The 24862-nt window shown below is 42.2% G+C and carries 18 protein-coding genes; 9 read left to right on the forward strand and 9 right to left on the reverse strand.

Annotation, left to right across the window (positions count from 1 at the left end):
• Positions 1 to 106 precede the first annotated feature (106 nt).
• The gene (gene uxuA / locus P1X15_RS11830) at positions 107 to 1294 is read left to right on the forward strand and encodes a mannonate dehydratase (RefSeq protein ID WP_277338330.1); all 1188 of its coding nucleotides are present in this window, start codon (positions 107 to 109) and stop codon (positions 1292 to 1294) included.
• A gap of 58 nt (positions 1295 to 1352) precedes the next feature.
• On the opposite strand, the gene P1X15_RS11835 is transcribed toward uxuA, so the two are convergent.
• Positions 1353 to 2786: a S41 family peptidase gene (locus tag P1X15_RS11835; protein WP_277338331.1), complete on the reverse strand. Its 1434-nt coding sequence runs from the start codon at positions 2784 to 2786 to the stop codon at positions 1353 to 1355.
• Between the two features lie 193 nt (positions 2787 to 2979).
• Positions 2980 to 4416, reverse strand: coding sequence for an ATP-dependent protease ATPase subunit HslU (hslU, locus tag P1X15_RS11840; RefSeq protein ID WP_277338332.1), 1437 nt, complete (start codon positions 4414 to 4416; stop codon positions 2980 to 2982).
• Between the two features lie 96 nt (positions 4417 to 4512).
• Here hslU and P1X15_RS11845 point away from each other — a divergent pair, with 96 nt between their 5' ends.
• The 3 genes from P1X15_RS11845 (at position 4513) to P1X15_RS11855 (ending at position 5639) form a co-directional block, all read left to right on the forward strand.
• Positions 4513 to 4803, forward strand: a complete 291-nt coding sequence (locus tag P1X15_RS11845; protein ID WP_277338333.1) for a hypothetical protein — start codon at positions 4513 to 4515, stop codon at positions 4801 to 4803.
• Between the two features lie 87 nt (positions 4804 to 4890).
• On the forward strand, positions 4891 to 5349 hold the full coding sequence (locus tag P1X15_RS11850) for a hypothetical protein (protein ID WP_277338334.1): 459 nt from the start codon (positions 4891 to 4893) through the stop codon (positions 5347 to 5349).
• 35 nt (positions 5350 to 5384) lie between these two features.
• A complete protein-coding gene (locus tag P1X15_RS11855) occupies positions 5385 to 5639 on the forward strand; it encodes a hypothetical protein (RefSeq protein WP_277338335.1) in 255 nt (84 codons plus the stop codon).
• 173 nt (positions 5640 to 5812) lie between these two features.
• On the opposite strand, the gene P1X15_RS11860 is transcribed toward P1X15_RS11855, so the two are convergent.
• Positions 5813 to 6823, reverse strand: a complete 1011-nt coding sequence (locus P1X15_RS11860; RefSeq protein WP_277338336.1) for a S1C family serine protease — start codon at positions 6821 to 6823, stop codon at positions 5813 to 5815.
• 76 nt (positions 6824 to 6899) lie between these two features.
• On the opposite strand from P1X15_RS11860, the gene P1X15_RS11865 reads away from it, so the two are divergent.
• Genes P1X15_RS11865 through P1X15_RS11875 form a run of 3 tightly spaced genes read left to right on the forward strand, consistent with a single transcriptional unit; the run spans position 6900 to position 9944 of the window.
• On the forward strand, positions 6900 to 7082 hold the full coding sequence (locus tag P1X15_RS11865) for a hypothetical protein (protein WP_277338337.1): 183 nt from the start codon (positions 6900 to 6902) through the stop codon (positions 7080 to 7082).
• Positions 7083 to 7136: 54 nt separating this feature from the next.
• On the forward strand, positions 7137 to 8480 hold the full coding sequence (locus P1X15_RS11870) for a sulfatase (protein WP_277338338.1): 1344 nt from the start codon (positions 7137 to 7139) through the stop codon (positions 8478 to 8480).
• Between the two features lie 60 nt (positions 8481 to 8540).
• The gene (locus P1X15_RS11875) at positions 8541 to 9944 is read left to right on the forward strand and encodes a sulfatase (RefSeq protein ID WP_277338339.1); all 1404 of its coding nucleotides are present in this window, start codon (positions 8541 to 8543) and stop codon (positions 9942 to 9944) included.
• Here the strand turns inward: P1X15_RS11875 and cdaA are convergent.
• Both cdaA and P1X15_RS11885 read right to left on the reverse strand, forming a co-directional pair.
• Complete coding sequence (gene cdaA / locus P1X15_RS11880; RefSeq protein WP_277338340.1) at positions 9941 to 10747, reverse strand: diadenylate cyclase CdaA; 807 nt, start codon at positions 10745 to 10747, stop codon at positions 9941 to 9943. The two genes, P1X15_RS11875 and cdaA, sit on opposite strands and share 4 nt — an antisense overlap.
• 33 nt (positions 10748 to 10780) lie before the next feature.
• Positions 10781 to 11425, reverse strand: a complete 645-nt coding sequence (locus P1X15_RS11885; RefSeq protein ID WP_277338341.1) for a DedA family protein — start codon at positions 11423 to 11425, stop codon at positions 10781 to 10783.
• A 181-nt stretch (positions 11426 to 11606) separates the two neighbouring features.
• On the opposite strand from P1X15_RS11885, the gene P1X15_RS11890 reads away from it, so the two are divergent.
• Complete coding sequence (locus tag P1X15_RS11890; RefSeq protein WP_277338342.1) at positions 11607 to 12050, forward strand: response regulator transcription factor; 444 nt, start codon at positions 11607 to 11609, stop codon at positions 12048 to 12050.
• 4 nt (positions 12051 to 12054) lie between these two features.
• Here the strand turns inward: P1X15_RS11890 and P1X15_RS11895 are convergent, their stop codons facing one another.
• From P1X15_RS11895 to P1X15_RS11905, 3 genes are all read right to left on the reverse strand, one after another.
• Positions 12055 to 13923 carry an ABC-F family ATP-binding cassette domain-containing protein gene (locus tag P1X15_RS11895; protein WP_277338343.1) on the reverse strand — a complete coding sequence of 623 codons (1869 nt, stop codon included), beginning with the start codon at positions 13921 to 13923 and terminating at the stop codon, positions 12055 to 12057.
• A 73-nt stretch (positions 13924 to 13996) separates the two neighbouring features.
• Positions 13997 to 16009, reverse strand: coding sequence for a HAMP domain-containing sensor histidine kinase (locus tag P1X15_RS11900; RefSeq protein WP_277338344.1), 2013 nt, complete (start codon positions 16007 to 16009; stop codon positions 13997 to 13999).
• 57 nt (positions 16010 to 16066) lie between these two features.
• Entirely contained in the window at positions 16067 to 16768 is a 702-nt protein-coding gene (locus tag P1X15_RS11905) for a LytTR family DNA-binding domain-containing protein (protein ID WP_277338345.1), read from the reverse strand.
• A 542-nt stretch (positions 16769 to 17310) separates the two neighbouring features.
• On the opposite strand from P1X15_RS11905, the gene P1X15_RS11910 reads away from it, so the two are divergent.
• Entirely contained in the window at positions 17311 to 23199 is a 5889-nt protein-coding gene (locus tag P1X15_RS11910; protein WP_277338346.1) for an SdrD B-like domain-containing protein, read from the forward strand.
• A gap of 238 nt (positions 23200 to 23437) precedes the next feature.
• Here the strand turns inward: P1X15_RS11910 and P1X15_RS11915 are convergent, their stop codons facing one another.
• Complete coding sequence (locus P1X15_RS11915) at positions 23438 to 24793, reverse strand: chloride channel protein (RefSeq protein WP_277338347.1); 1356 nt, start codon at positions 24791 to 24793, stop codon at positions 23438 to 23440.
• Between the last annotated feature and the right edge of the window lie 69 nt (positions 24794 to 24862).

A 24862-nucleotide genomic window follows, 5' to 3' on the forward strand; every position in this document is an offset into this window, starting at 1 on the left:
ATTTTTTTTGCCTACTAAGCTTTCTTTTTCAGTTAAGAAAGCGTTTGGCGTTCTTGACATTTGTAAAATTAAATTCACAAATAATGGTGCGAGGCACTTTGTAAATATGGCATTAGAACAAACATGGCGATGGTTTGGCCCCAATGACCCCGTAAGCTTGTTGGATGTAAAACAAGCGGGTGCTACGGGAATCGTGACGGCCCTTCATCACATCCCTAACGGACAGGTATGGACAACCGCCGAAATCCAGAAACGTAAAACAGAAATTGAAGAAATAGGCTTGACTTGGTCGGTGGTAGAGAGCGTACCAGTTCATGAAGACATCAAGAAAGCGTCGGGTAATTTTAAAGAGTACATCAATAACTATAAAGAGTCTTTGACCAATTTGGCGGCAAGTGGTGTCGACACGGTTTGTTATAATTTTATGCCTATTTTGGATTGGACTCGCACCGATTTGGAGGCTCCCATGCCAGATGGTTCTACGGGTTTGCGCTTTGATTTTAACGAATTTGCGGCTTTTGAATTATACATTTTGCAGCGCCAAGGCGCAGAAAAACATTATACCGAAATCCAAAAACAAAAAGCTAAAAAGTGGATAGATAGTGCTGAGGAGGCTGACGTACAGCGCCTTGTTCGTAATATTATCGCTGGCTTGCCTGGTTCGGAAGAGAGCTATACTGTAGAGCAGTTTAGAGAGGTATTGGATACTTATAAAAAAGTAGGAGACAAAGAATTGCGTACCAACCTCTATGCTTTCTTGCGAGAGATAGTACCCGTAGCTCAAAATCTAGGAATTAGGCTTTCCATTCACCCTGATGATCCTCCATATCCGATATTGGGTCTACCACGTGTGGTAAGTACTGAAGCCGATGCTAAACTTCTATTGGCGGCTGCCGATATGCCTGCTAATGGCCTTTGCTTTTGCACAGGTAGCTATGGAGTACGAGCCGACAATGACTTAGTAGGGATGATTGAACGGATGGGCGACCGAATCCATTTTATCCATTTGAGAGCTACACAACGCGACGACGAAGGCAACTTCCACGAAGCCAATCACTTGGAAGGAAATGTGGATATGTATGGAGTCATGAAGGCGTTGGTATTTGAACAAAGACGAAGAAAAGAAGTAGGACGCAAAGATTTAAGGATGCCTTTCCGCCCTGACCATGGGCACCGAATGCTTGATGATCTCAATGCCTCCAAAAAAACAAATCCCGGATACACCGCGATTGGTCGTTTGCGTGGCTTGGCCGAATTACGTGGCTTAGAGTTTGGAATAGAGCGCAGTTTGTAATTAAATCCCCCTGTGAAAGAACGTACTTCATCTAACACAGGGGGATTCCCTGTTTACTTTAATTCGAGAGTGTCCAGTAATTCTGGACAAATTTGACCCAGTCTTTTTCATTGTCAGGAATGCGCACATCGGGCTGAAAGCCTACGTTGTCGATAGGGGCATAATCCACCCATCCTGTGCGGGTAGTAGGAAGTCGTAGTTCAAAAAGAGAACACGGAAGTGGCATGTTTCTTACATTGCCATAATCCATCATTCCACCCGTATTTTTACCAAAAAGCGTTACTTTCTTACTTTGTTTGGCAAAATAAACGAAGTATTCGGCACTACTGTAGCAGTGTTCGTTCATAAGGACAGCCACTTTTTTAGGGTTGGGGAGTACCTCTTTAAATTTTATATTTTCGGGGGCGTATTTCACCATTTTCCCTATTTGTTTTTGATTTTTAGCCAATGTCTCTTGCCAAGGTTTTGCTTCTTTTTCTGAAATCCACTCCTCCTTAAGTGCCTTATCGATGATTGCCTTTTCGGCCAGTAGATTGTCGGCTGTACTTCTAAAGTGAGAATGAATATCTTTAAAATTATGAGTGTTGAGGTATTTCAAAATCGCCGGAAAACTGCTGTTCATCCCTCCCCCATTTTCACGGATATCTATAATAAGATAAGGACTGCGACGAATGGTCAAATCATGAATTTTGAGTAGACTATCTACCATAGCATAAGAAACACCAAAGGAAGGAATACGGATGTAGAAAGTTTGATTATCAAGAGATTTTAGGGAAAAATCTTCTTCGACTGCTTGGGATTTAGCAATCTCCAAAGGAGTAGCTTCTTGTGGATAGCGGCGTATCCAATAACCCGAATTGGGGATATTTAGTAGGTTGTTGTCTAAGTAAAAGGTACGTTCTGAGGATGACAAATCACCGGCCCAATAGATACCTTTGTAAGGGCTGTTGCCTTGGGCTTGAGCTTCAAATTTAATCATGCCAAGTTGCCATTGTTTGTTTTGACTTGAGAGTACAACGGCCACGATTTTGGTAGGGTGCTGTGGGTGCCGCATCAAGACCACTTGATAGCTTCCATCTGCGATCTCCCAAATTCCTTCAAGGGGGTGAAGTTGGGAGGTATTTTTAGCTAGATAAATCTTTGCAGAGCTTTCGTCGATATCGATTTTTTGGACAGCAATATTCACTTCTGGAGCATTGAAATAGAGCTGAAAGTGGCCATCACCAAAAAACTTCTTGTACTGTTTGAGGAGTTTAAAACAATTTTTATCTCCTTCTAATTGAGTTGCTGCTGTACGAAGGCTATCTACAAGGGCTTCATAATGAGGGCGAGTTTTGGGATTGACTTTGTCGTAAAAACCGGCGTAATTATCTTCCGTTTTTTTGATAATAGCATTTAAGGCCGTGGTACAATCGCAGGAGTTTTGGGCAAAACTAATCAACGAACTAAAAAATAATATCCATAATAATAAAATGGGCTGAGGGGCTTTCATAGACCAAGGGTGTTTAAGGTTGAGTGCACAAAGCTGCTTTACCAGCATGTTGTTATCAACTTTATTAGATAAACACCATTATTAGAGGGATGAAATAGCGGGTTTTATTATAAGAGAAAACCTGCTTAAATATCTATATCAAAATAGACTTACCAAGAAAATCTGTTAGAGCTTGGTAAGTCTATTTTTTAGCCTACAAAATATACTGACTCAAATCGCGATTTTTGACTAAACCAGAGAGGCGCTCTTGGACGAGTTCTTTGGTAACTACTACGTGGGCATTGGCTCCAATAACATCCGGTATATCAAACATAAAGTCATTGAGCAAAGTACTCATTACGGTTTGTAAACGGCGCGCTCCGATGTTTTCAACGTCTGAGTTAATCGTAAAGGCCAGCTTAGCGATTTCGCGGAGGGCTTCGTCTTGAAAAGAAAGCTCTACGCCTTCGGCCTCCATAAGAGCGTGATATTGACGCGTAAGAGAGTTGCGAGGTTCTTTCAGGATAAGATAAAAATCGTCTTCGGTGAGGCTTTGCAATTCTACCCGAATCGGAAAACGGCCTTGTAGTTCAGGTATCAGGTCAGAAGGTTTGGAGACATGAAATGCTCCTGCCGCTACAAACAAAATATGGTCGGTTTTGATAGGGCCGTATTTGGTATTGACATTGGAACCTTCCACAATCGGTAACAAATCGCGCTGTACACCTTCACGACTTACATCAGGCCCGCCACCTTTGCCGCCTGAATTGGCGATTTTATCAATTTCATCAATAAAAATAATTCCCAAATCTTCTGCCTTGCGAATAGCCTCTTCCTTTACTTCATCCATATCGATGAGCTTGGCGGCTTCTTCTTCAAGCAATATTTTGCGGGCATCGGCGATGGTCAGTTTTCGCTTTTTGCTGCGTTTGGGCATCATATTGCCAAGCATTTCTTGAAGATTCATCATCGACACGTCATCAATCGGCCCCCCCATTACGCCAATGTTTGGAGAGGAAGAAGATTGCATATCGATTTCGATTTTTCGGTTTTCTAGCTCTCCTGCTTTTAATTTTTCACGAAAACGATTGCGTGTGCGTTCGTTGAGTTCATGGTCGGGCATGGAAGCGGCGGGAGGGGGCGGTTGTACTACGTCGTTGTCGTCTTTGATTTCAAAACCCACATTTGCCCGAGGAGTATTCTGGAATGAGGTATTGGGATACATGGGTGGAATCAACACATCCAAAATCATATCTTCTACAATCTCTTGGGCTTTTTGCTTTACTTCTTCTTTCTTCGCGCTTTTTACCATATTGACAGCCTGCTCTACCAAGTCTCTCACCATGCTTTCGACATCGCGACCTACGTAGCCTACTTCGGTAAACTTAGAGGCTTCTACTTTTACAAAAGGTGCATTGGCAATTTTGGCCAAACGACGAGCTATTTCTGTTTTACCCACACCCGTAGCTCCAATCATCAGGATATTGTTGGGAATGATTTCTTTTTGCATTTCGGGAATACTATTCATGCGGCGCCAGCGATTTCGGAGGGCAATGGCTACATTGCGCTTGGCGTCGTGTTGCCCGATGATATATTTGTCAAGTTCGGCGACTATCTCGCGGGGGGTCAGTTTGTCTAGTTGTGAGGACATAAATGCAATGAAATTTTTACAAAACAAACGTAGAAACGTTGGCAATTTCAAATTTGACCTCTATTTTTGTACAAATTTGATAAACGAATCTTGAAGATGAAACGTAACTTTCTGAAAATAAGTGCTTTAATGTTGGCTATTTCTTTAGCCTCGTGTAAGTATCAAAAGAACAATACCATTGACCAACCAGATGTGCGTGCGGGCGATGAGTATGTTTATGGCGTGCACCCTGATTCGGCCGCTCGTCAGACTAAGATTAAATACACCGCAAAACCTGAGTTAGAGCAGCGTACTAATGCCATCCGTGAGAAATTGTTTGGCGGCGCTACTCCTGAAGCTAGCGCTCCTGTAGCTGCGGTAGCTGACTCTGCGGCTAAAACCAACTAAGCATTTTCTATTTTAATATAATCTAAGAAGCGACGTTCATTAAAGCGTCGCTTCTTTTGTTTCTGCTACCAACAAACTTTTACTCTCATGAAAAAAAAGCTACTTTTTAGTATGGTACTAATGGCAGTAGGTAGCCTAGCCTATGCCCAAAATGCGGAAGAAAACGCGGCTAAGTTGCCAATTCAACAACTTTTTGAAGGGATGAAAAAAAGTGACTCTTCGCTGGTACGCCAAACGCTAATGGTAGGCGCAAAGCTCGAAGGAATCACTAAAACGCCAAGCGGTGAAATGTCGGTTCGCTCAGATTCTTTTGAAGGCTTCTTGAAAAGTATTGGTAAAGCCACTCCGGGCGATTTGGACGAACGCCTTTCGTCGATTGAGATTAGAATTGATGGTGACTTAGCAACCGCTTGGACTCCCTATCAGTTTTATTACAAAGGAAATTTTAGTCATTGTGGGGTAAATGCTTTTCAGTTGATAAAAACAGCAAAAGGCTGGAAAATCTGGAGCATCATCGATACGCGACGCAAAGACAATTGTAAATAAAAAGTCAACTCATAACTCAAAAAAGTATAGACCTCATGCGCTACGTAGGAGATATTACAAGTACTGATACTTATAAAATTGGGCTTTATACTTGGAACGGTAAATACATCGTGAAAGTAGAAGCAGGTTTGTATGAGCAAACTTACAAAATCAGCGAACTAGATTTTTTGGGCGATGAATCAGATATTCGAAAGATATTTACTGATGAATCCTTCTTGAAAACCATTTTTGCTCGTTTTCAACAAATGCACAATGATTTTCAAGCTGTAGTACAGGCATCCTGCCTGTAAAAATCAGAAAGTATAGTTAGTTTTAGTGTACCACAGGCATCCTGCCTGTAAATTTGTGAGGTATAACTGATTTCAAATTTTTATGTATTACAGGCAGGATGCCTGTAAAAACTAATATCAAATTTTTATGCAAGCTTCCCTGATTGAGGAGGGAAGCTTGCATAAAAGTCTTCTTACTTCAATTCACCCGGAATCACCGTTATTTTTTTCGCTAAATTATTTCGCAATATCGTCACTTGGCTACGTCTTCCGATGGTGTCTTCGATCAGTAACTTATGAAGGTCATCGACTGAGCTTACGGGTTTTCCTTCAAAACCCACAATAATATCACCCGTCTGAAACTCAGAATTGTAAGCTACGCCGTCGGCTTCTACACTGACAATGTAGATGCCGGTTTTGGTTTGCAACTGATTGTATTGCATGATACGGTCGGTGAGATTGATGAGTTGACCACCTATCCCTAAGTAACCTCTACGTACCCGCCCTTTCATGATAAGCTGCCCTGCCACTTGGGCCGCGATATTGGAAGAGACCGCAAAACAAAGCCCCTGAGCTGGCAAAATAACGGCGGTATTTACCCCAATCACCTCTCCATGAGAATTGACCAAAGGCCCTCCTGAATTGCCGGGATTCAAGGAGGCATCCGTTTGGATGACATCATCAATCAACCGCCCACCCTCTGAGCGCAAGGAGCGCCCCAAGGCACTAATTACACCCGCTGTTACGGTATATTGAAAACCGTAAGGATTTCCAATCGCAATGGCTATTTGTCCTACTTGTAAGTTTTTGGAGTCACCAAAAGAAACTGCTTTTAGAGCATCACCATAAATTTTCAAAACCGCAATATCGGTGGCTGGGTCGCGGCCAATGACTTGGGCTTCAAACTCGCGTCCGTCTTGGAGCAGGGCTGAGATTTTGGTAGCGCCTGCTACTACGTGATTGTTGGTAATGACAAATCCGTCTGATGAAATCACAAAACCCGAGCCCGAACCTTGCCCTTCATTGGGCTGCCGATTGCGAGGGTCTTTTTTGCCACTGACCTTGATTTGAACTACCGAATTGCTGACTTTTTTTGCTACATTTACCACCGTTTGGGAGTATGCGTCGAGCAGAGGCGCATCATTTTGTAAAACCGACGCGCCACCCTGGGTGGTGCCGGTAGGAGAATCGATGAATGCAATCATGGTGTTTTAGAGAATGAGATTGTAGTAGAGTCTCAATCCCTGTACCATCCAAAAAAAGAAGACATTTTGACAGACAATGACCTTTGAAGAATACCTTATCAGTAAAAAAATAGACATAAAGGCATTTCGGCAACACGAAGCCGAGCGTTTTAGTGAGTGGGAAAGACTTTTTGCCCAGCTTCATCCCGAGAGCTTCACAGCTCAAAAAAAATTCCTGATTAATGATACTCGAAGAAAGTATCGGATAAAATTGGACTAATCAAGTTAGAATCAATGATTTTGAGGTTTTTAGTAATAATCACCTCAAAATATTATGACTTCCGTATTCATTTTTCTGCGTTACCTTTCCTATCTCTTACTTTTAACCAATTTTACTTTTGCTCAAAAAAAGCCAAACATCATCATGATTTTGGTGGATGATATGGGCTGGGGCGAAGTGGGCGTATATGGGTCTAAATACTGCCAAACACCTCATTTGGATGCCTTTGCCAAACAAGGCCTAAAATTTAATAGCTTCTATGCCAACTCCACCGTATGCTCTCCGACCCGCGCAGCTTTGCTATCGGGCAAATACCCTGATTTGATAGGAGTGCCGGGCGTCATCAGAGGAAATACCCTCAATAGTTGGGGGTATTTTAATCCTAAAGTAAAGACCTTACCACAATTGCTAAAATCGGGAGGGTATCATACAGCTATGGTCGGTAAATGGCACCTTGGGCTCGAACCCGAAAACCATCCCAATGAACGTGGATTTATGCACTTTCATGGGTTTTTGGAAGATATGATGGATGACTATTATACGCATTTGCGAGAAGGCAAAAATTGGATGAGGCTCAATAAACAGACAGTTGACCCTAAAGGACATGCTACTGATGTATTTACAGATTGGGCGATAGAATATCTTGACAATCAAAAGAAAAGCACTCAGCCCTTTTTTCTGTATTTGGCTTACAATGCGCCGCATTTTCCGATGCAACCTCCTCGCGAATGGCTCGATAAAATCAAAAAGAGGAATCCAAATCTTACCGAAAAAAGAGCACTTTTGACAGCCCTCATCGAGCATCTTGATGATAATATCGGAAGGGTAATGGCCGCCCTCCAGAAAAACAACCAAGCAGAAAATACGCTCATTGTATTTAGTAGCGATAATGGCGGCCTTCTCTCTACCGAAGCCGACAATGGACCTTGGAGAGGAGGCAAACAAACAATGTATGAGGGAGGTCTTCGAGTGCCTACTATGGCCGTGTGGAAAAACAAAATTGTGGCCAACTCTCAGACCAACACTCCTGGATTGATGATGGATTTGCTGCCTACTTTTTGCGAAGTGGCTGGTGTCACGCCTCCTATGGATATTGATGGGAAATCATTGTTGTCAACGATGTTGGGAAAAAGCGTCACTTCTTTTGACCGAAGGGTGTTTTGGATGCGGCGCGAAGGAGGGGCTGATTATGGAGGCCAAGATTACTATGGAATGCGCGAAGGGCAGTGGAAGTTAGTACAAAACAATCCTTTTGAGCCTTTTCAACTTTTCGATATGTCGGTAGACTCGCTGGAGACCCACGACCTTAAGAAAACAAATAAAGAAATATATGAATCACTCAGTAGAAAAATGCGTGTTCATCTTCAAAAAGTAGGAAGCGTACAATGGCAAAAGTAGTTTGCTATGTAGTTGTTTAAATAGAAAAACACAACTCCTAATCTTAAACTCTTTTCACAAATGAAACTTGTATTTGTTGGTTTACTAGCTTTTTTTGTAAGTACTGTTTATGCCCAAAAAAGACCCAATATCCTTTTTTGTATCGCTGACGACTGGGGAAAACATGCCGGTGTGTATGGTGATAAAGTAGTTCAAACCCCCAATTTCGACCGTTTGGCCAAAGAAGGAGTGCTATTTACCAATGCTTTTTGCGGCTCGCCCTCCTGTACTCCTTCGCGTGCTACTATTCTGACAGGACGCTATCCCCATCAAAATGAAGAAAGCGGGAATCTTTGGAGTACCCTTCAAATTAAATTACCTAATTATGCTCAGCTTCTCACTCAGCATGGTTATCATGTGGGTTTAGAACGTAAAGGTTGGGGACCTGGCAATTTTAAAGTAGGAGGTTATGAACAAAATCCTGCGGGAAAGAGCTACCAAAATTTTGAAGAATTTTTAGCAAAAAGGCCTCAAGGCCAACCCTTCTGCTATTGGTTTGGCAGTCAAGACCCACATCGGGATTATGTAAAAGGTACTGGAAAAGCCGCAGGCCTCAATCCTCAGCAAGTACGCGTACCAGCTTATTGGCCTGACCACCTCGAAGTACGTGAAGATATTCTTGATTATTATTATGAAGTACAGCGATTTGATCAAGAAGTAGGGGAGTTGATAAAAAAACTAGAAGCAATAGGAGAATTGGAAAATACCTTCATCGTAATCACTTCCGACAATGGTATGCCTTTTCCTAGAGCTAAGGCCAATATTTATGACGCAGGGACTAATTTGCCTTTGGTGTTTTATTGGAAAAATCAATTATCTCCTCGCACGACTGACACGTTCATGAGCTTTGTGGATTTTGCCCCTACTTTTTTAGAAGTTGCAGGAGTACCGATTCCTAACATGGTCACGGGCAAAAGTTTGTTGCCTTTGCTGCAAGGCAAAAGCCAAGTGCATCGGAAGGAAGTATTTTTGGAACGTGAACGTCACGCTAATGTACGTCGAGGTGATAGGAGTTATCCTATTCGCGCTATCCGAAATACCGATTATTTGTACATTCAAAATCTTTCGCCAGACCAATGGCCGGCGGGTGATCCACAATTGTATTTTGCAGTAGGGCCTTATGGAGATGTAGACCCTAGTCCTACTAAAAAATTGGTGTTGAGTGACACCGTCGCTTACGCTAAATATTATCAGTTAATTTTTGCCAAGCGTCCTCAGGAAGAATTGTACGATTTGAGAAAAGACCCAGAGCAGCTCAGAAATGTAGCCCAATCTTCCGCTTATCAGAAAGAAAAACGCAAACTGAAAGCTCAGCTGGAGCAATGGCGTAAAGATACCCAAGATCCCAGAATGGAAGGAAAACAGCCTTTTGAATCTTATCCTTACTATGGCAACAACGCCGCCACCGAAAAGATGAAAAATTAGGCTTTGGTTTTACTTACTTCAAATAAGTACTTTTTGAGGCGTTCTTCTACTTCAGAAGCGGGAATGTTGCTGTGCAAATCTCCCTCTACGGCTAGCGAGATACGTCCTGTTTCTTCCGAAACCACTATCACGGCAGCATCCGTCACTTCGCTCATTCCCAACGCAGCCCGATGACGAAAGCCCAGATTGCCGTAATCGTCGCTATCAGAGACCGGAAGAATGCAGCGCGCTGCTTTGATGCGACCGTCGGCCACGATGACGCCGCCGTCGTTCATGGGGCTATATTGATTGAAAAGGGCCAAAAAAAGGCGTTTGGAAAGTACGCTATCTACTTCTTCGCCTGTTTGGAGGTATTTGTCAAGCTCATCGTTTTTCTTAATCACAAGCAGCCCGCCCGTAAACTCTGACGACATGGCACGGATAGCTTCAATGATAGGTTTGATTTCGTTGATTTTATCAGCGGGAGTAGGCTGACGCAAAAAACGCCCGATGAGGCGGTTGTTGGCAAAAGCGGTAGACTTACCTACAAAAAGTAAAAAGCGACGAATTTCTTGTTGAAAAATAACAATCAAAGCCACCGCACCTACTCCCATAAAGTATTCAAGGATTTTGGTAAGTAGCTCTAAACCAATGGCTCGTACAATTAAGTAAAAAAGATAAATCAGAAAATATCCTAAAAATACCCTGCTGGCCAAACTGCCTCTTACTAGATAATAAATTTGGAATAGCAGAAAGGCGACTAGGAAAATATCTAATACATCTACCCACTCAATATTTAAAAAACCTATTTCAAACAAAAACATTATAATCAGCAGTTTGCAGTTAAGACAATCGGATTAGGCTTCATCTTGGCTCTTTACTTCTTTGCGTGCATTAAAATAACCCCTTACAACCGTAAATGTTGTAATAGCCAAGAAGAAAATCACTACGTAATGAACATAGTTGATAATCCACGGGAATTTTTCTCCAAAATAGTAACCGCCGCCCGTTAATCCAAAAATCCACAAAGCGGCTCCGAGTATATTGTAAAGCATAAATCCGCCCCATTGCATTTTGACAAGACCCGCCAACAAGGGCGCAAAAGTACGCACTACGGGTAAAAAGCGGCTAATGACCAATGTACGGCTTCCATATTTGCCAAAATACTGACGAGTGGTTTCGATGTGCTGTTTCTTAAAGAAAAGCGAATCGGGGCGGTTTTGGATACGATCTCCAAAAAAACGGCCCGTCAGATAGCCTGTTAAGGAGCCTAAAATAGCAGCTCCAAAAAGACATCCTAACAAGAGAAATATAGGAACATCAAGGATTTTGAGAGCACAAAATACTCCCGCTAAAAATACCAGATAATCGCCTGGTAAAAAGAAAGCAAAGAAGAGACCATTCTCGGCAAAAATAATGAGTGTGATAAGTATTAATCCGCCCGTTCGGATGATTTCTTCGGAGTCTAATAAATACTGAAAAAAACCTGAAATTGAATCCATGTGAGTATCGTAAGATATTACCTTAGCAGGGGTTTGCTACTACCAAGGAAAAGAAAAAATAAGGGTAGTTAAGGTAAATACGCCTAACTACCTTCAAAATTACACAAAATCAGACAAGTGCCATCTTTTAATAATTTCTTAAAGAATAAGTAGAGGCTAGATTGTTATTTAAAGGCAGAAAATGTTACTTTTGATAAAACCAGATTATCATGGCTTTATGAGTAATACTTCTATCCATATCCTCCTTGTAGATGATTATCCACAATCACTTGAAGAATTAAAAGAAAAAACGGCTTCAATCAAAGGAGTCAAAATAGTCGATTCGCTTATCGATAGCAGAAAAGTAATTCCCCTTTTAGCGCATACTTCCAAACTAGATATTATACTCTTGGATGTACATATGCCCTACCTTACCGGAGTAGATGTGGCGTATCAAGTGAGGGCTTTATATCCTTCTACGAAAATTTTGTTTCTTACCACGACCGAAGACGAAACCAATATTCATGAAGCTCTCAAAGCCGGTGTGCAGGGGCATATCCTCAAAAGTGCACCGCAAGAAGAGTTTGAAAAGGCACTCTCGGCGTTAAAACAAAATAAATCTTATTTCAACGGCGAGAGCGTTTAGAATGCTACATCAATTCGCTTAGTTCTAGCCAACGCATTTCTTTTTCTTCAAGTAAGTTGTTGATGCGTTCGATTTGCTGCGCCCATTGCGTAATCTCTTGGTGATTGTGGCTGCCACCATTAAGCTTTTGTATATAATCGGCCTTTTCTTGCTCTAGTTTTGCCATTTCGATTTCCAAACTTTCAAATTCCTTTTGCTCTTTATAAGAAGCCTTGCGTTTGGTGGTAGAGGCAGCTGTTGAGGGAGTTGTGGTAGAGCGCTCGACGGTATTTTTACTTTCTACTTTGCTGACGGTATTTTCGGCTAAAAAATTACGATAGTCGGTATAATTGCCCGGAAAATCGCGGATGTTACCACCTTCTTCAAATACAAAAAGATGGTCAACCAGACGGTCGAGAAAATAACGGTCGTGTGAAACGATAATCAAACAGCCTGGAAAATTCATCAAAAACTCTTCTAGAACGTTGAGAGTCGTGATGTCGAGGTCGTTGGTAGGTTCGTCAAGGATGAGGAAGTTGGGTTCGGCCATCAAAACACGAAGGAGCTGAAGTCGGCGTTTTTCGCCCCCGCTGAGTTTTTCGATGAGCGTCCCTTGCTTATTAGGCGGAAACAAAAAAGCTTGTAAATATTGGGAGGCTGTCACGGTTTGGCCAGTACCAAGCCTAATCACTTCTGCTACTTCTTTTACCCAATCTACGACTCGTTGACCGTCTTTGTACTCAAGGTCGGTTTGTTGATAATACCCAAACTGTACCGTATCTCCTTTCACCACCTGCCCATTGTCGGGGCGAAGCGCACCTGTTATCATATTGAGTAGGGTAGATTTTCCAGCCCCATTTTTACCAACGATTCCGATACGATCCCCTTTCTTGAAAGTATAAAGAAAATTGTGAACGACTGTTTTATCGCCAAATCGTTTACCAATACTATGCAATTCCACAATTTTACTTCCTAGCCGTGTCGATTTTACATTGAGTTCAATCTGATTGTCATATCTGCGTTGGCTGGCTTTTTCTTTGGTATCTTCAAAAGCATCTACGCGGTATTTCGCTTTAGTGCCTCTTGCTTTGGGCTGGCGCCGAATCCAGTCCAACTCTTTGCGATAAAGATTTCGGGCTTTATCGATTTCGGCAGCTTCTACAGATTCTCGTTCGGCTTTTTTCTCCAAAAAGTAAGCATAATTTCCCCGATAAGTATAGAGATTCCCATTGTCGAGTTCGACGATAGTATTGCAGACTGTATCCAGAAAATACCTATCGTGAGTTACCAACAAAAGCGTGGTATTCTGGGTGTTGAGATAATTTTCGAGCCACTCTACCATGCTCAAATCAAGATGGTTGGTAGGCTCATCTAGGATAAGTAAGTCGGGACTTTCGATGAGAACCTTGGCCAAAGCGACACGTTTGCGTTGGCCACCCGAAAGAGTTCCGATTTTTGCTTTGACGTCTGGTACGCCCAGTTTGCCCAAAATTTCTTTGACGCGTGCCTCAAAGTCCCAGCCTTGGAGGGAGTCTACGCGTTCGATAGCTTTTGTCAATCTTTTTTCGTCGTCCAAGAGTAATGCTTGTTCGTATTCTTTGACAGCCAAGGCTACGGGATTGTTGCCCGAAAACAGCACCTCCATGACGGGGAGCTGAGGGTCAAAATCAGGTGCTTGATCAAGGTAGCCTACTCTAATATCTTTCCGAATACTCACTACACCTTGGTCTAAGGGTGTAATGCCCGCTAAGATAGTCATGAGGGTGGTTTTGCCAGTTCCGTTGGCTCCGATGAGTGCTACTTTGTCGCCTCGATTAAGGCCTATTGTCAAATCTTTAAACAACCACTTGTCGCCAAAAGACTTGGAGATATTTTCTGCGGAGAGATAATTCATACCACAAAGGTAGCATGAAGAAAGTTTTGCTTGTATTTTTTCTTACAAAACGACCTTATAAAACCGATAAATACTACAGGGAGACACGGTCGGATTTGGTAGTTGGAAATGTGAGTTCGAGGATAGTTCCTCCCTCAGTTGGGTTGGGATAAGCTTTGACAGTTCCTTTGTTTAGTTTTACTAGCTCTGCGCATACCAGTAGTCCTAAACCTGTGCCTTTTTCATTGCTTGTACCCATAGAAGAGGTGGTATTGAAAGAAGAGGCTATTTCTCCATCCCATTCAAAGCGCTGTCCTGTATTGTGGATAGTGCACAAAACATGGGAGGTTTCGTCAGTGATTGTTACTTGAATATCCCCACCTGGCAGTGAAAATTTGGTAGCATTATGAATGAGATTGGAGAGGATGATTGTCAAGTGGTTTTCGTCTACATAGATTAGGTTTTGGGAGGAGTCAAAAAGGAGTACTTTCAATTCTTTTTCTTTAATCATACCTTCTAAGTGGGTAAGTACATCGTTGATGCTATCTAACAAAACCAAAGGTCGGGGATTCATACGTAAAGCGCTTTGTTGAGAAAGAGCCCAGTAGAGGAGGTTTGTGAGCAAGTTGTCGAGCAATGTTAGTTTTTTGCGTAGGAGTGGTATCAAAAGATGCGTGGACATCAGGTTGTGCTCGGCCAGTTGCAGTGTATTGTTCATATCTGCTAGAGGGCGCCGCAGGTCATGTCCCAAAATTCCGAAGAGTTTATCTTTGGTATCGTTCAATGATTGCAGTTGTTTGCTACGCTCAGACAAAGCACGATTGAGGCGATTGACTTGATAATAAGACCCAAGCATAACAAACAACAAAAACAATCCTACTCCTACAATTCCCCAATAGAGACTATTTTCTCTTTTTTCTTTTTCTAGTTCAAGTTCTTTTATTTCTAGTGTCTTACGAAACAGCTCTTTTTCTTTCTCTTTCTTGTCTATCTGAAATTTTGCTTCGACGGTTTTGATGGTGGCTAAATCATTCTCTTTCTTTAGGAGACTGTCAGTCTTATGCATTTCCTCATACACCTCTAAAGCTTCTTTGTACTGTCCTGTAGCTTTAAGGGTATGGGTAAGTATCCTTAGTACATCGAGGAATTGCTGGCGAGGAGGAAGGCCTACCAAAAGATGACGAGACTGTTTTGCGCTTAGCAGCGCTTTTTGAGGTTGTTTAAGAGCCAGTAATATTTCTGCTTTTACTTGGTAAAGTTTTGATATATCAAAGTTGCGATTAGGAGTAGGGGATTTTTGGAGGAAAGTTTTTCCTGCGAGGTTTATGGTTTCTAGGGCTTTTTGATATTTTTTCATACCCACAAGGTGTTGAGCCATGTAAGTCAAAATTTCCCCTTCTATTTCGGCATTTTTCTGAGCCTTCTCTTTTCGAACAAGCTTAAGCGCTTTCATATGCAAGTCATAAGCACGTTGGAATTGCTTTTTTTTATTTAAGACAATAGCCGACAGTCCATAAGCGTATATTTTATCCTGATCTACATTTTTCTTTTCTGCAAATTCAACAAACTTAAGTAGATAATATTCTTGGTTCTTGTAGTCTCCTAAGTCTTGAAAATCAAGGGATAATAAATTGTAGGTATGACCCATGTACTTATCTATTTGGTGTAGTTCGAGGTAGCGCAGGGTACTTAAGTATTGGTTAATTGAAGTTTTAAGGTTATATAATTTTGAATGCAGGGTACCGATGCGATACATCACAAAAGAAGCTTCTTCCCAATTTTTATTTTGATTAAGAATCTCAAACGCTTGATTTAGATAAGCAAAAGAAGAATCAAATTGGGTTTGTGTAGTATGAAATTGGGCTAGTTGTATCAACAAACGACCGTGATACTGTTGTTGTGTTTTGAGTTGATTGTTGGTCTTTATTTCTTGTTTTAGTAAACCCGCTAGTGTGCTCCATTGCTTTGGCGTGAGGGTATCATAAAACTCTAGCAGTTGGGAATTAGTGCGGTCGGTAAGAATGAGTGATTGGAGAGTTTGAGCCCTCAAAGGTAATCCGTAAAATTTTAATAATATCCCTAAAAGCAAAAGACGTATCCATTTCATGTCTTGCGGTTAGCTAAGGTTTAATGTATTGGGGTAAGTCTATTGATTTGTAGGGGATTATCGAGCTTCGCCAAACCACCAAAAATTTTTTAAAGTCTCTCGATAGGCGGAACCAATCGGGATTTTGGTAGAGCCTACAAAAAGCGATTTAGAATCAAAACCATTTACTTTATCTAAATTAACAATAAAAGATTTTTGTACACGAGCAAAAGAACGTTTAGGTAAACGCTCTTCTAACGTTGAAATAGGCTCGTTTACTACCAATGTCCCTTGGTGGCCTATGAGCTTGGAATAGATCCCAAATGCTTCAATATAGTCGATTTCTTCAAATAAAAACCGGCGCAATTGGCGGCCAGCTTTAAGGAATATGCTATTCTGACTGGTAATACTATTGGCTGTTATCTTGATAGATAAAGCACGATTGATAGCCCTGACAGTGCGGGGAAAAGTCAGAGGCTTAAGTAAATAATCTGCCACATCGTAGTCAAAGCTCTGAACCGCCAAATTGGGGTCTGCGGTTGTAATCACCACTGGAGGGGGAGTTACGATCATATTTAGTAAATCCAACCCCATAAAGTCTGGTAAGTGGATGTCCAAAAAAAGAAGATCAATCGGTGAAGACTGAAGAATACCAAGCGCATCCATCGCTGATGTACAGATGATAGGCTTCTCAAAAAGAGGAAGTTGCTGCAAAAATGACTCTAATAGCAACGCCGAAGTTGCATCGTCTTCAAGAATAAGGGGCAAATAGTTTCTCACAGGGTAAATAGTATGTAGTGGTATACCTTTTATGCAAAAATAAGTATATATCCTTCATAATGTGTGCCAATTTATACTATGAAACCATATACTAAATTGGTTTATATGGTATAAATGAAAGGTTTCATCCCTTAAATAAAAGTTTTCGTTGTGTTTTTTTGAGGATTTTGTTTTGAGAAAGTTTTTTTTAAAAATATCTAATTGGGCTATTAATAATGACTTTCATAGGGCGGAATGGGTGTTTTTGTGGTATAAATATTCCAAGTAGGCTAAAAAAAATTCCAATCGAATAAATTTGGCAGGGTAGTTGTTACTTTTTTAGGCAATACTATCTAAAATCTTATCCATGCCATATCCCTTACTAAAAACCCGGACCGAATAGGTGCAGTGCTTCTGAGCTTGAAAAGGCTGCTTTGCATCTCCTGATTTATTAGTGAAAATCAGATTTTTTACTTCCTCTTGAAAGGGGGAAGCTGGGATGTTTATGTCCTGTTTTTTTTAATCGTACACGCATTATCAATTTGTTTAAATCTATCAATCATATGATTAAACACTTTATTTTGAGTCTTTTATGGCGCTTTTGTAATACCATTGGAAGTAAAGTTTTATACTTCCGAGGTGCGCTGGTAACTCTTGTGGGAGTATTAGGGTGGCTCTATCCTTCTTGGACTCAAGCTCAAATAGTAACTCCTACTATTTCTGCTTTAGAGTCTCGTTGTCAAGCCTCGGGAAAGGTAGTAGTCACTGGTGAAGCTACTTATCTATACTCGCTCACTGGAGGAAATATCCCAGGGCAACTTGGGCCTTTTGATGGTCCTAATGTGACATTTGAACTTCTTGCGCCTGGTAATTATACCCTGACGGTCATCGATCCTGCCACTAATGATGAGGAGAACTTTCCTGTATCAGTGACTAGCAACTATCAGCAAAACTGGACGTTTACCGCAGCGGTGTCGTATTTGCCCTGCACGGGTACTGCTCCTACTGTAAGTATCGGTAGTCTGGCCATTACTGGAGCTACTGCTTCTCAACAGCGTCCTGATTATTTCTTTAGAATTTCGACTAAAAATGGGACACTTCCCGCTGACGGTACAGTACCGCCTCCTTACGATACTACTTTAGCTGGGTCGTTTCCGATTGTATATCCTGCTGGAATGGGTGGTACTTACGAGATACAAGGGAGAGACTCTTGCGGAAATTACAAAACTATCAAGGTGACGGTTCCGTCTTCAGTACCTGCTCCTACGGCTTCGTCTTCTTTTGTGAAGTTTAACAATTGCGATGGTGATGCAGAATACAAAATAACCGCCAGTGGTGGTAACGCACCCTATATTTTTAAAGTCAAATCAGGCCCTGATCAGGTAGGGAATGAGATTACAGATCCTACATCTGCTACCTTTACCTTAACAGCGGGAGGCACTTACGTGATTTCTGTAACAGATCAGTGCGGAGGCACTCGGGATGTGACTGTCACACCCAAAGCCTATACTTCGCCTACTACGTCGGTGGGGACTTCAGTAGGGATATGTGGTGCGCCTGGTGACGATGGAACCGGTTCTATTCGCCTGACTACTACTGCAAGTTCTGTAGGTATTGGCCCCTTAACGTATACTCTGACAAGTGTTAGTTGTGGTGTAAACATTAGTGTTGTATCGTCCAATTTTGATACCACTTTTATCAATCTACCTCGCCCTTGTACTTATACCGTAGAAGTAAAAGATGGATGTGATAAGGTCAATACTCGTACCGTAGAATTGACAGGGCCTGGGCCTCATTCAATGGGTTGTAGTAAGTCTATCCAATGTCCTAATGGTGCTTCAGAACAATATCGCCTCCAAATGTCAGTGTCTGTAAGACCTCCCTACAATCCTACTCCCAACTATACTTTTGTCATAAAAGACAGTACTACCAATACCGTTGTTTATACCTCTACCCAAAGTAATGCTTCTTATACTTCGGCGGGATTAGCACCGGGCAAATACTATTTGAGCATTACGGATGCCTGTGGTGCTATGTGTACAGATTCAATCGTAATAGGTACTTATGCCAACCCTACGGTATCCGTAGATGCTACAAACCAATGTTTTGGCTCAGGACAAGCCAATGTAATCGGGATCAACAACCGCGGCCCCGAAAATGGATGGAACAATATCTATACTTACCGAATCATCGCGCCTTCGGCATCACGTGTCAATGAAGGTCCAGAATCGGATTCGCCCACTCACACTGGACAGTTTTCAAGTCTAGTGTCAGGTGGTAGCTATACTTTTTCTTTCAATGATGGTTGTAAAACCGTAACTACCCAAGTGACAATTCCGACCTATACCCAGCCAACATGGGAAGTAGGATTTGGAGCACTTTGTGGAAATGCAACGGTAGCCAACCTACAAATCATGAATTTGCAACCTGAAGGCCAAGTAGTAGGACCATACAAATGGCGTATCATTGGTACTGATTCGCAATTGTATGGTAGCACTGCGCCTTACAATGGTACCCTTCCTTATCCAAATTCTATGGGTCAAGAAGATTCGGTATTTGTAGGGCTTCCTGCCAAAAACTTGGCTGGAGAAGCAGCAACTTATCAAATACTCGGTAATGATGGTTGTAAAAACTCTTATCAAGGTTCAGGTAAAATCGGCGCTCTTCCTGACGAAACTTTGCTTTTAAATACCACTACTGTATGCGCCGACGGATCCACTTTGTTGAGAGCGCGTGTGTCTACTCCTATTGTGGGTGGGACGTATCGCTACTATCGTAATGGGGTTAAAGTGGCAGAAAGTAATAAACTTTTTACCAATATTGTTCCAGCATTACCAGGTACATACACGGTTAAAGTAGTAGCTAGTACTTTGCCCGATAGCTCTTGTGTACAGGAAGCGTCAGAGGTAGTGGTTCAAGCGTCTGCTACTTTGGTAACTACCGACCCCGCACCTGTGTGTCCAGGAGTAGCCGTGAATTTAACTACTACTACGGCTGGTAGCTCAAGCGGTACGATTACCTTCTATAGAGACAAGAATTTGACCCAAGAAGAAACAAATCCAACTGCCGTTACGACCGCCCAAACTTACTACGTAAAACTCGTACCTACTGGAATCAATGACTGTGAGGTGATTGACAGCGTAGTGGTGACCAACAAGATATGTGTGGGTTCTATCGGGGATTATGTATGGAAAGATGCCAACGATAATGGGATACAGGATAACAACGAGCAAGGAGTTTCGGGAGTTATCGTTCAACTTTTGAATGCTTCTAACAGCAACGTATTGGCTACGGATACTACCGATGCCAGTGGACTCTATGGTTTCTCTAATCTCCAAAGCGGTACTTACAAAGTCAAAATTTTGGTGAGTAGCTTGCCAGATACTTGTCAAATTACGCCAAAGTCAAATGTCAATACTGGTGGAGGAGATGATACAAATGACTCTGATTTTGATCCAATTAGCGGCGAAAGTCCCACGATTACAATTGATGTTACGGGGTCGGGGTTAACCAAAGACAATCCCACTATTGATGCAGGCTTGTATGTACCTTGTGTAAAACCTTCCGCAGGAGCAAATCAAACTTTGTGTGTAGGTACGACTACCATCGACCTAAAAGATGCTTCGGCACTAGAAGCTTGGAGTAAAGGCACTCAGCCCGCAAGCACCAACGCTACCATCAACGCTAGTTCTGGAGTAGTAACTGGGCTTACGATAGCAGGAGACTATTATTTTATTTTGACTTACAAAGGTCAAGCAGCATGTAGTGATACTGTCAAAGTGACTGTCAATCCTCGCCCTGTGGCGCAAGTAGCCGCCAAAATACAAGCGATTTGCCTTGGGGATACTCCCGCAGCCTATACTGCTAGCCCAAGTACAGGTGTAGGCTATGCTTGGTATGGACCTTTGGCTGATACTACTAGTGCATTAGGAACAGCAATCGCTGGTCAAACCACCGCTTCTTTCACTCCTAGTGGAGCCGCAATCAATACCGTTGGTACAAAATACTATGCAGTGATTGTAACTGATGCCACTACCTCATGTCAAGACACTGCTTTTGCAACCTTGACTGTTAAAGCATTGCCAGTGGCTAAGGTGACTGCCAAACAGCAAAGTATTTGTTTGGACGAAACCCCCACAGCATACGTAGCTATGCCAAGTACAGGTGTAGGCTATGCTTGGTATGGACCTTTGGCTGATACTACTAGTGCATTAGGAACAGCAATCGCTGGTCAAACCACCGCTTCTTTCACTCCTAGTGGTGTAGCTCTTGAAGATGTAGGTACTAAATACTATGCAGTGGTTATTACAGACAATAGTACTTCTTGCCAAGATACGGCTTATGTGAGTCTGACTATTTTTGACAAACCAGCGGTAGAAAACTCTGAACTCTCAGCTTGTGAAAATGAATCAGGGGCAGGAGTAGGTACTTTTAATCTCAGTAGTTTAAACAACACCGTTGGCGGAAGCAACAAAGTAGAGTGGTTTAGTAATGTACAGCGCACCACACCTATTGCTAATCCCGCAGCTTACCTTAGTACTTCGGGCAATGTCTACGTACTAGTTACCAATGAAACTACCGGCTGCTCCGATACTACTTTTGTCACGCTTACTGTAAACACCAAGCCCAACGCTGGCGCCGATAGCATTGGAGTAAAGGCAATATGCAATGATATTGCTACCGTGAATTTGCCCGATGCTGCCGCTGGTGAGAGCTGGACACAGCTGGGTTCTTCTCCCAAAGCCGTAACAATAAACGCTACTACGGGTGTAGTGACGGGTATGGACGCTATTGGTACTTATCGTTTTGTCTTAACAAATTCAAACACCAACTGTGCTGATACTGTAAATATAGAAGTGAAAAACTGTCTCAAAGGTAGTTTGGGAGACTATGTTTGGAAAGATACCAACGACAATGGTATTCAGGATGCTAACGAAAATGGAGTAGCGGGAGTAATTGTACAACTACTCAATGGAGATACAAATGCACTCATTAGTACTGATACTACTGATGCAAACGGAATCTATGGTTTTACGGGGCTCGACAGTGGTAACTATAAAGTGAAAATTGTGCTTAGTAGCATTCCGGCAGCGTGCCAAATCAGTACTAAAAAAGACGCAGGTTCTCCTAACGATGATGCCAAAGACTCTGATTTTGATTCGATTACTGGCGAAAGCCCTGTGATTGTCATCAATACCTTGAGTAATGGAATCGACAAAGACAATCCTACCATTGACGCGGCTTTGATCACACCTTGTGTTAAGCCCACTTTTACTTTGACGAGCACACCGGCCTGTTCGCCTGATGTACAAACCTACAGTATAACATTTAGTGTAGCGAATAAAAACGGAACATTGAAAGTAGATAAAGGTATCATAAGTGGTAATAACCCTTATACCGTGACAGATATTCCGTCGGGTGCTACAATCAAAATCACCGATAGTCTTAGCGCTATTTGTAAATTTGATACCCTGATTGTAGGGCCTAACTGTAACTGTAACCCTAATGTTCCGACCATTATTACGCCTAATTTGACCGCTTGTGAAGGAGATACCTTCCCTACGCTCAAAGCAACTGTGTTTGGCTTGGCTACAGTAGAATGGTATGCTACTCCTACTGGTGGCTCACTTCTTCACACAGGTCTTTCGTTCAAACCTGGAGGAATCGTTTTGGGAGATACCATCTTCTATGCGCAGGCTCGTAGTACTGATCCAGCTTGTTTGACTGACATCAGTTCGAGCAGGGTTGCGGTTACGATTGATGTCAACTGCCTTAAAGAAGTGGATTTGGCTTTGAAAAAATTGATAAGCAAAAAAATCGCTTCCATTGGCGATACCATTGAATACAAGCTTAAAGTTTGGAATGAAGCAAATTTCGATGCTACAGGAGTAGTCGTGACTGATAGTCTCAATGCTGGTATTCAATACATAAGCAGTAGTGCTGTACGAGTAGCGGGAGGAAGTGCAGGTAGCTATAATCCAAGTACATATCAATGGAATATTGGCAACATGGCTGCTAATGGTGATACAGTAGTCTTGACAATTCGCGTAAAAGTATTGGCGCATGGGGTATGGTTTAATACCGCCGAAATCACCGCTACTAACGAAAAAGACCGCGACTCTACGCCGGGCAATGGCGTCGAAGACGAAGACGATTTGGATCGTCAGTGCTTTACGGTGCCCTTTAAACTATGTGCAGGTGAAAAAGTACAGGTAAGTGTGCCTGCTCAATACACAAATGTACAGTGGTTTAAACAAGGCTCAGGGGCAGTTGTCGGAACAGGTAACCTGATTTTATTAGAAGAGCCAGGTAGCTATACTTATACGGCGTCTAATTCAACTTGCCCCGCCGAGGGATGTTGCCCGGTGATTATTGAGCCTGGTGATAATTGTTGCCCCGCCGAAATTTGTATACCTTTTTCTATCAAAAAGACTAAAAAGACTTCTCTCTAAGAGCTTAGGAGTTAATAGTTTATTGTGGGGCTTGTGCTGAAATAAGTTGACCTTCATAAATAAACCGCTCGGCAATTAATCACGATTCGCCGGGCGGTTATTTTTTTATTAGTAATATCAAGTTTATTACTATATTTCTTGAAATCGTAGCGGGGGGCGTTCCTAGGGTTCTGTGATTCTTTTTTTGTTTAACGTATTGAGTTATAGATGGATAGTTTTATATTCAAGTTGGATAAAATCAACTGGCCTCACCCATAAACTTCTCTTTCAAATGTTCATAAAAAGATTTACGGTCAACATAAAAACCTACTAAATTGGCGGTCATAGCAGCAAGCAATAAATAAAATATAGCCGAGTGGCGGTCGGTCATTTCTAGTACCAAAATAGCAGAAGTAAACGGAGAGCGGGTGACCCCCGTCAGGTACCCTACCATACTTACTAAAATGACTAAGTTGTAATTGGCTTGTGCGACTTGCAACACCTGAGCAATAAGTGCTCCTAAGGTGGCGCCAGCACTTAGAGAGGTTGCAAAAACGCCGCCAGCACCTCCGCTAAGATAGCTCAACACCGGTCCCAAAAAACGCCCTGCAAATTCGTACCATTTGGCCTGTTTGTGGTCGGTAAAAAGTAGACGATTCATAAGATCTTTACCGCTACCACCCGTCTGAGGGCCAGTGAGATAAAGCAATGTAGCGAAAAGTAATCCTAAACCTAGCACAAAAAGCACTTGTCGGGGTATGGATTTAAAATGCTTGTTTTTCCAATCACTCAAAAACAAAAGTAGTTTGGCCAGATAAGCACCCGCCAAGCCCGATATCATCCCTGCAACGATGATTACCCACACAAAAGAAAATCCGACAGGAGTGATTTTGGGGAAACCCAAATATAGATATGGGCCGAGTAAGGCTTGGGCGGTCATCCCAGCTATGATAACAGAGGCAAAAACCGCAGTGCGAAACTGAGTGATGTGGGTTTTGGTAAGTTCTTCTACCACAAATACGATTCCGCCTAAAGGAGTGTTAAAAGCGGCCGCCAATCCCGACGCCCCTCCCGTCACAAGCATGATGCGCTTCGATACAGGAGGCCAAAAAGAAGGTAGCAGACGATTGACAAACCGAAAAATGGAAGCCGAAATCTGTAAAGTAGGACCTTCTCTACCAATCGCCCCATGCCCCAGCAGCATACTTAAACTACTCGCAATTTTGACAATCGCAATTCGTACTCCAAGAAGCTTATCAACGCGGGTGTCGTGGCGAGGATTGGCAAGTTCGATAGATGCCATGAGTTGAGGAATCCCACTGCCTCGGGCTGTAGGTGCAAACTGCCACACCAGCCACCATGAGAGCAAGAAAAAAACAGGAATGAAAACAAAACTCCATAAAGGATATTGAATCACTAACAAAGCACCCAAATGCTCAAAAATAGAAAAAAGCTTCTCGTAAGCTACTGCTACAAAGCCTGTTAAGATAGACGCAATCCAAAAAGGAAGCGCTTGAAGCGTAAGCGTCCGTACTTCTTTATTGACAATTTTGTATTGTAGCCATTCAAGGCTATCTCTTAGTTTTTGGGTGAGCCAAGTGATTTTGTGATGCATAGCAATGAAGCGTGGAGGCAGTGTTGGAATTCAAATAACAAAAAAAAACCTTAGCAAACGCAATCAGTG

Source organism: Runella sp. MFBS21 (assembly GCF_029433105.1).
Classification (GTDB): Bacteria; Bacteroidota; Bacteroidia; order Cytophagales; family Spirosomataceae; genus Runella.

Bases quoted from the DNA above. Each gene is read 5' to 3' on its own strand.
- uxuA (WP_277338330.1), top strand. From the start codon at position 107: ATGGCATTAGAACAAACATGGCGATGGTTTGGCCCCAATGACCCCGTA.
- P1X15_RS11835 (WP_277338331.1), bottom strand. From the start codon at position 2,786: ATGAAAGCCCCTCAGCCCATTTTATTATTATGGATATTATTTTTTAGT.
- hslU (WP_277338332.1), bottom strand. From the start codon at position 4,416: ATGTCCTCACAACTAGACAAACTGACCCCCCGCGAGATAGTCGCCGAA.
- P1X15_RS11845 (WP_277338333.1), top strand. From the start codon at position 4,513: ATGAAACGTAACTTTCTGAAAATAAGTGCTTTAATGTTGGCTATTTCT.
- P1X15_RS11850 (WP_277338334.1), top strand. From the start codon at position 4,891: ATGAAAAAAAAGCTACTTTTTAGTATGGTACTAATGGCAGTAGGTAGC.
- P1X15_RS11855 (WP_277338335.1), top strand. From the start codon at position 5,385: ATGCGCTACGTAGGAGATATTACAAGTACTGATACTTATAAAATTGGG.
- P1X15_RS11860 (WP_277338336.1), bottom strand. From the start codon at position 6,823: ATGATTGCATTCATCGATTCTCCTACCGGCACCACCCAGGGTGGCGCG.
- P1X15_RS11865 (WP_277338337.1), top strand. From the start codon at position 6,900: ATGACCTTTGAAGAATACCTTATCAGTAAAAAAATAGACATAAAGGCA.
- P1X15_RS11870 (WP_277338338.1), top strand. From the start codon at position 7,137: ATGACTTCCGTATTCATTTTTCTGCGTTACCTTTCCTATCTCTTACTT.
- P1X15_RS11875 (WP_277338339.1), top strand. From the start codon at position 8,541: ATGAAACTTGTATTTGTTGGTTTACTAGCTTTTTTTGTAAGTACTGTT.
- cdaA (WP_277338340.1), bottom strand. From the start codon at position 10,747: ATGTTTTTGTTTGAAATAGGTTTTTTAAATATTGAGTGGGTAGATGTA.
- P1X15_RS11885 (WP_277338341.1), bottom strand. From the start codon at position 11,425: ATGGATTCAATTTCAGGTTTTTTTCAGTATTTATTAGACTCCGAAGAA.
- P1X15_RS11890 (WP_277338342.1), top strand. From the start codon at position 11,607: ATGTTACTTTTGATAAAACCAGATTATCATGGCTTTATGAGTAATACT.
- P1X15_RS11895 (WP_277338343.1), bottom strand. From the start codon at position 13,923: ATGAATTATCTCTCCGCAGAAAATATCTCCAAGTCTTTTGGCGACAAG.
- P1X15_RS11900 (WP_277338344.1), bottom strand. From the start codon at position 16,009: ATGAAATGGATACGTCTTTTGCTTTTAGGGATATTATTAAAATTTTAC.
- P1X15_RS11910 (WP_277338346.1), top strand. From the start codon at position 17,311: ATGATTAAACACTTTATTTTGAGTCTTTTATGGCGCTTTTGTAATACC.
- P1X15_RS11915 (WP_277338347.1), bottom strand. From the start codon at position 24,793: ATGCATCACAAAATCACTTGGCTCACCCAAAAACTAAGAGATAGCCTT.